8 protein-coding genes are annotated in these 6258 nt (G+C 30.5%); all 8 read left to right on the top strand.

The window, feature by feature from the left end:
• Positions 1 to 331: 331 nt before the first annotated feature.
• Positions 332 to 613 (top strand): hypothetical protein, encoded by a 282-nt coding sequence (locus tag DHD80_RS19620; RefSeq protein ID WP_251743173.1) that lies wholly within the window; start codon positions 332 to 334, stop codon positions 611 to 613.
• A 323-nt stretch (positions 614 to 936) separates the two neighbouring features.
• Complete coding sequence (locus DHD80_RS19615; protein WP_251743172.1) at positions 937 to 1452, top strand: hypothetical protein; 516 nt, start codon at positions 937 to 939, stop codon at positions 1450 to 1452.
• A 159-nt stretch (positions 1453 to 1611) separates the two neighbouring features.
• Entirely contained in the window at positions 1612 to 2529 is a 918-nt protein-coding gene (locus DHD80_RS19610; RefSeq protein ID WP_251743171.1) for a PIN domain-containing protein, read from the top strand.
• Positions 2530 to 2724: 195 nt separating this feature from the next.
• A complete protein-coding gene (locus DHD80_RS19605) occupies positions 2725 to 3240 on the top strand; it encodes a hypothetical protein (protein WP_251743170.1) in 516 nt (171 codons plus the stop codon).
• Positions 3241 to 3447: 207 nt separating this feature from the next.
• A complete protein-coding gene (locus DHD80_RS19600; RefSeq protein ID WP_251743169.1) occupies positions 3448 to 3783 on the top strand; it encodes a nucleotidyltransferase domain-containing protein in 336 nt (111 codons plus the stop codon).
• On the top strand, positions 3752 to 4084 hold the full coding sequence (locus tag DHD80_RS19595; protein WP_251743168.1) for a HepT-like ribonuclease domain-containing protein: 333 nt from the start codon (positions 3752 to 3754) through the stop codon (positions 4082 to 4084). Before DHD80_RS19600 ends, DHD80_RS19595 begins: the two co-directional genes overlap by 32 nt.
• Before the next feature lie 290 nt (positions 4085 to 4374).
• On the top strand, positions 4375 to 4911 hold the full coding sequence (locus DHD80_RS19590; RefSeq protein WP_251743167.1) for a hypothetical protein: 537 nt from the start codon (positions 4375 to 4377) through the stop codon (positions 4909 to 4911).
• Positions 4912 to 5358: 447 nt separating this feature from the next.
• Entirely contained in the window at positions 5359 to 6021 is a 663-nt protein-coding gene (locus DHD80_RS19585; protein ID WP_251743166.1) for a hypothetical protein, read from the top strand.
• The last annotated feature ends 237 nt before the right edge of the window (positions 6022 to 6258 follow it).

Raw genomic sequence — 6258 nt, 5'->3', positions numbered from 1 at the left:
GCCCTCTCAATGAGGGTACTACTTTTTTTTCATAACTTTCAATCTTATGTTAATACCTACTTAAAGGTAGTGAATAGTGATCTAATGATTGCTTGAAGCTACCTTTAGGTTTAGTTCAACAACGTATAACGCAAATGGCGGGTTTATTAGAAAAGTACTAAATTAGTTTCCATAACAAACAAAATCGTTAATCCGACAAAGACGCATCCATAATTCCTCGCCACTTGTCGTTATACGAGACCGTTGTACACAATTCACCATATGAAGAACTCCATTAATTTCTTTGACGTTAGTCAGAATTAAAGACAAACATTTCGCTGAAACGAAAATGATGGAATTACCAAAAGATATTACTGACGAAATGAAAATCCGATTTGACTCGGGTTTTGACCTTGCGAATAGAATTTTGACTGAATTTCTTGATGAAAATGAATACCTAAATCACGAGAGAATTATTCGATGTGTTATCTATCTTTCAGACGGAATTCAAAGTTTTAGACATAATTTGAGTGTTGCAAAATCTGACCCAAGAGATGTTATGTTGTTTGCCGAATATGAACAAATAAAACGTGTTAGAGATTTTAATAAATCTTTTTATGAAAATGGTCTTTAAAATAATGACAATAAATATTATGTACATATTAAGGGACAAAATGATTTACATAAAGTCGCATAATAATGAAGAATGGTAGGTATTTATGCTTATGACAAAAATTTAAAATAAATAAAAAGGATTTAATTAACTGTGTACAACATCGGTTAAGCGCAAATAGCGGGCAATCTGGTGAAAAGTACTATTTTAGACACCAAGTAACAAACAACATAGCCGACAAGTTCGCGTCCCTATTCCACGCCACTTGCGTTAAACAAGACCGTTGTAGCAAATTTTGACGCAACCAATTTCTGCTTTTCACATCTATATATTAAAGATCTACAATGAGAAAATTAATTCTGTTACTTACTATTAGTATTTTCGCTTCATGCTCGAAAAACGATGATTCCATAATACAAGAAGAAAATATTGTTGGGTCTTGGGAGAATTTTCAAACTATTTCAAATGAACAAGTAGAATCAGGAGGCGATGCTAATTTATTTATAAGACAAAAACTAACATTTCTTAATGATGGAACTTTTGATTGGTTGTTTTCTATCGAAAATTCTGATAATGGAAATAATCTGGGATATATCATGCGACAAACTGGAGAATTCCAAATTAATGAAAATTTATTAATAGTAGAATTTGATCGTTATCAATCCGAACAAGATGCAGAGTCGAATAAGTATAATCCTATCCTGCTAAGTAATCTGGTTCTTGTAGATGAAAATATCAATGCGGATTATTCAATAGTATTAAATAATAACAATAATACATTGTTATTTGATTTTCCAAGTTGCAATAATAATCAAAACACTACGTGCCCAGCGGACATAGAATTTACTAGATTCGAGTAGCAAAACTTGCAACAACAACGGTTCATCGCCAATAAGCGGTAGCATTAGAAAGAATATAATTAACTTGACCAACAAACCAATACTAAGCCGACAAATCCGCGTCCTCACTCCGCCAACTGGCGATAACCGAGACAGTTGGGCATAATTTTAAGGAAAAATATGAGTAAGAAAAAAGACGACAAACTAGATGCCTTAATTTTTATTGATACAAACATCTTTTTAGATTTTTATAGAATTAGAAAATCGGATATTTCCATGAAATATTTAGAGGAAATTGAAAAACATAAAGATCTTATCATTACTTCCAATCAAGTTGAGATGGAATTTAAAAAGAATAGACAGTCGGTAATTTTGGACTCAATTAGTGAGGTTAAAAAAATTAAAAATAATGGGCTTCAAATTCCAGCAATTATTTCCAATGCACAAGCAGCAGAGATGATTAAAAAGTCTCAAAAAAATATTGATCAACAACAGAAAAAACTTAAACAGCAGATTGAAAGGATTTTAAAGAATCCAAAATCTAATGATCCAGTTTATAAATCACTTCAAAAATTATTTAAAAATGAATCTCCCTATAATTTAAATCGAGAAAATAAAGTACGTTTTAAGATTAGAAATTTGGCGAAAAAACGCTTTTTACTAGGTTATCCACCGAGAAAAAAATCGGATAATTCAATTGGAGATTCGGTAAATTGGGAATGGATTATTAGTTGTGCTGAGAAATCGGGAAAACATATAATTTTAGTGACCAGAGATACTGACTTTGGTTCATCATACGAAGGAGAATCATATTTAAATGATTGGTTAGATCAAGAATTTAAACAGAGAATTAGTCGAAAAAGAAAGTTGATTTTAACAGAAAGATTAATGACTGCATTTAAACTAGTTCAGATTCCTGTATCTGATGAAATGATTGAAGAAGAAGAAAAAATACTCAAATATAATTTTAGTGAAAGCAATGAAAGAATTCAAGAAGCCTTAAGGTTATTTGCAGAAAAATTGAATTTATCTGAATGGAATAATAACATGGTAAAAACAAAGGATTTATTGGATAATTATCGAAAAAGTTTAGAGTAAAAAACTATGCCCAAGTCGGTTAAGCGCAAATAGCGGGCTTAGTCGAAAAAGTGCTATTTTAGCCATCAAGTAACAAACAACTAAGCCGACAAAAACGCGTCCCTACTCCACGCTACTAGCCTTAACCAAGACCGTTGTAGCAAATTTTGACGCAACCAATTTCTGCTTTTCACATCTATATATTAAAGATCTACAATGAGAAAATTAATTCTATTACTTATTATTAGTATTTTCGCTTCATGCTCGAAAAACGATGATTCCATAATACAAGAAGAAAATATTATTGGAGCTTGGGAGAATTTACAAACTATTTCAAATGAACAAGTGGAATCAGGAGGCGATGTTAATCTATTTATAAGACAAGAACTAACATTTCTTAATGATGGAACTTTTGATTGGTTGTTTTCTATCGAAAATTCTGATAATGGAGATAATCTGGGATATATCATGCGACAAACTGGAGAATTCCAAATTAATGAAAATTCATTAATAGTAGAATTTGATAGGTATCAATCCGAACGAGATGCAGAGTCGAATAAGTATAATCCTATCCTACTAAGTAATCTGGTTCTTGTAGATGAAAATATCAATGCAGATTATTCAATAGTATTAAATAATAACAATAATACATTGCTATTTGATTTTCCGAGTTGCAATAACAATCAAAACACTACGTGCCCAGCGGACATGGAATTTACTAGATTCGAGTAGCAAAACTTGCAACAACAACGGTTCATCGCCAATAAGCGGCAGCGTTAGTAAGAAAATAATTAACTTGACCAACAAACCAATACTAAGCCGACAAATCCGCGTCTCTTACTCCGCCAACTGGCGATAACCGAGACCGTTGGCAACAAGCCGTTTTCAACACTAAAAAGAACCATTTAGTTACAAAAAGAAAATGTTTATATTAGCTTTATGAAAATTAAAGATAGCATACATGCTAAATTGATTGACTTTACCACACTATGTAAATTATATAATGTGAAAAATCTATATGCGTTTGGTTCTTCTACCACAGATCAATTTGATGAAGATTTAAGCGATATCGATTTGTTGATCGAAATTGATGAAAATGACCCTTTGGAAAGAGGAGAAAAATTGTTAGCTATCTGGGATAAATTAGAAGAATTCTTCCAACGAAAAGTTGATTTATTGACTCAATCTTCACTTAAAAATCCAATTTTAAGAAAAAATATTGATGCGACTAAAATTTTAATCTATGACGGAAAAAGGCAAGAAGTATCTCTCTGATATTTTAATGGCTATCGACTTGATTCAAAATTTTATAGCTGACACTCACGACTTTAATTTATATCAAAGCGACTTAAAAACTCAAAGTGCTGTTGAACGACAATTGGTAATAATCGGAGAAGCATTAAATAAGTTAAAACAAACAGAATCGGATTTATCAATTGAAAATGATAAACAGATTATTGGATTTAGAAATAGATTAGTTCACGCATATGATAGTATAGATAATGCAATTGTTTGGGTAATTGTAAAAAGACATTTGTTAGAACTTAAAAAAGAAATTCAAGCTTTGTCGATTTAACTTTTAAGGGCCAGTTGCCAACAAGTCGGTTAAGCGCAAATAGCGGGCATTCTAGTGAAAAGTATTATTTTAGACACCAAGTAACAAAACAACAAAGCCGACAAGAACGTGTCCCTACTCCACGCCACTTGCCTTAACCAAGACCGTTGGCAAAAATTATTATGATTAATTGAGAAAAGAAGAAGAATAATTTAGAATATTATTACTTCTTTTATTTATTAACCATAGAATTTTAAATAACTTAATTTTCAAACAACCAATTATTCTAATGGTAAAAAGTAATTAATAGAATGGAAAATAAACTTATTGTTTTGCTTTTTTTAGCATTTATCAAAATCGGTACTCTCATTGCACAGGATGAAAATATTAAGAACTTTCAAAATATTCTTGGAGATGAAAAGATTGAAATAATAGACTTATTAGTAAAGGATTTCGATAATGCATTGAATAAAAAATATCCCGAGCTATCAATAGAAAATGCATATCTCAGATTTCTATATGATATACAAATAGACAATTTTGAATTTTCGGATTTCAACTACATATCTGATAGTACAAACATTAAATTATTTAAGAGCAATTTAAGATCAGATTTATATCAAAGAGAAATGTTACCTGCCTTATTAATTAATTTTAATGGAGATTATAACAAAGCTTTAAATGAAATTTCGCACAGTTCAGATGAACTTCTTAAAGAATTTTATAAAACCAGGGGAAAATATGGAATAATTCAACACAAATTATTATGTAATTTATTCTTAAAAAACGATCCAGACTTTTCGAACTATCTTCATAAGAGAATTTTAGTATTAACGTTTGTCATGTAAAATAACTTTTGCCAACAACGCATATTCGCAATTGTGGCAAGTCAAATAAAAGTGTATTTTTAGAAACCAGGAATGGTAAAATCTAGCGGACTAATCCGCTTGCCAACTACCACAACTGACGAATATACGAGACCGTTGGCAACAAGCTAAAAAAAATAATGGAACTAAATACAGTAATAATAGCGATATCGATTTTTATAATAACGACTTTTTTCTGTTGGAAGATTTTAAGTAATTATAATAAAAAACAACTGGGTAAAAAGGTGTCTAAACAATGGAATTCTAAACTTTACTTGTGGCAAGGAGTAATATTTTCTAGTACTGGATTAACATTTCTAACAATGTTTATATTAAAATGGACAAATGTTTTGACTTTTTAAAAGATTAAAAAAGATTGATAACTCACAAAATTTAATAAACTATATCAAGTAAACCATATCCTTTCAAATGAAAAGAATAACACCTTATGAGGAAATTAATGAAGCTCTTTTGTCTCTGGATAACGGGGGCAGATTTTATAACATACTAACAAAATCTAACGATGGAATAATAGATCAATCTGAGCTAGGCAAAGTAGGAGGGTTATTTAATGACAAACAAAAAATGATACTTTTTCTAGAATTGTCTATGACTTTTTTAAAGAATGAAGAGAGAAAAATAATTATCGGAAAATTAGATAAAGATTTAAAACAAACTTATTTAAATTTTAAATCTCAAATATTATTACCATCCGAAGCAAATGAGAAAGGGATAATTGCTTCTAATGCAATATTAACAGGAGTTCCAAAATTAGTTGATGAAAAATCTGATTTTACTGGATTTATATTCGTTCCAATAATGACTGGAAAAGTAATGACATTTATAATGATACCTATAGTTGATAACTATAATGTTTATGAGTTACGCGACGAAAAGACTTCGGAAACGTTTATAATTGCACATTCTAGAGATTCGAAAATATTACCAAACGAAAAAATAATTATTGCTGGAGTGTTTAAAGAACTTAAGTCCGGAAAAAATGAAAATAGTAAAATTTTAAAATTTTTAGAAGCAAACTATTATATTTCAGAAAAAAAGCCAGTTGCCAACAAGTCGGTTAAGCGCAAATAGCGGGCAATCGAGTGAAAAGTATTATTTTAGAGACCAAGTAACAAAACAACAAAGCCGACAAGAACGTGTCCTTACTCCACGCTACTTGCCTTAACCAAGACCGTTGTGCACAATTCACCATATGAAGAACTCCATTAATTTCTTGTGCTAACGTGGGCAGGAATCTTTATCTATATTAAATTTAATACGAACTCTATGTGTGGCCGTTTTAAAAATTGGTGCTGGAAATAAAGCCCG

This window comes from Gramella sp. AN32, from assembly GCF_023718305.1.
Classification (GTDB): domain Bacteria; phylum Bacteroidota; class Bacteroidia; order Flavobacteriales; family Flavobacteriaceae; genus Christiangramia; species Christiangramia antarctica.
The sequence above is the reverse complement of the archived record's forward strand: the minus strand, read 5'-3'. Positions and strand labels throughout refer to the sequence as shown.

What these genes read in the sequence shown, in the direction of transcription:
- DHD80_RS19605 (WP_251743170.1), top strand. Translation starts at nt 2,725, where the DNA reads ATGAGAAAATTAATTCTATTACTTATTATTAGTATTTTCGCTTCATGC.
- DHD80_RS19615 (WP_251743172.1), top strand. Translation starts at nt 937, where the DNA reads ATGAGAAAATTAATTCTGTTACTTACTATTAGTATTTTCGCTTCATGC.
- DHD80_RS19620 (WP_251743173.1), top strand. Translation starts at nt 332, where the DNA reads ATGGAATTACCAAAAGATATTACTGACGAAATGAAAATCCGATTTGAC.
- DHD80_RS19595 (WP_251743168.1), top strand. Translation starts at nt 3,752, where the DNA reads ATGACGGAAAAAGGCAAGAAGTATCTCTCTGATATTTTAATGGCTATC.
- DHD80_RS19600 (WP_251743169.1), top strand. Translation starts at nt 3,448, where the DNA reads ATGAAAATTAAAGATAGCATACATGCTAAATTGATTGACTTTACCACA.
- DHD80_RS19590 (WP_251743167.1), top strand. Translation starts at nt 4,375, where the DNA reads ATGGAAAATAAACTTATTGTTTTGCTTTTTTTAGCATTTATCAAAATC.
- DHD80_RS19610 (WP_251743171.1), top strand. Translation starts at nt 1,612, where the DNA reads ATGAGTAAGAAAAAAGACGACAAACTAGATGCCTTAATTTTTATTGAT.
- DHD80_RS19585 (WP_251743166.1), top strand. Translation starts at nt 5,359, where the DNA reads ATGAAAAGAATAACACCTTATGAGGAAATTAATGAAGCTCTTTTGTCT.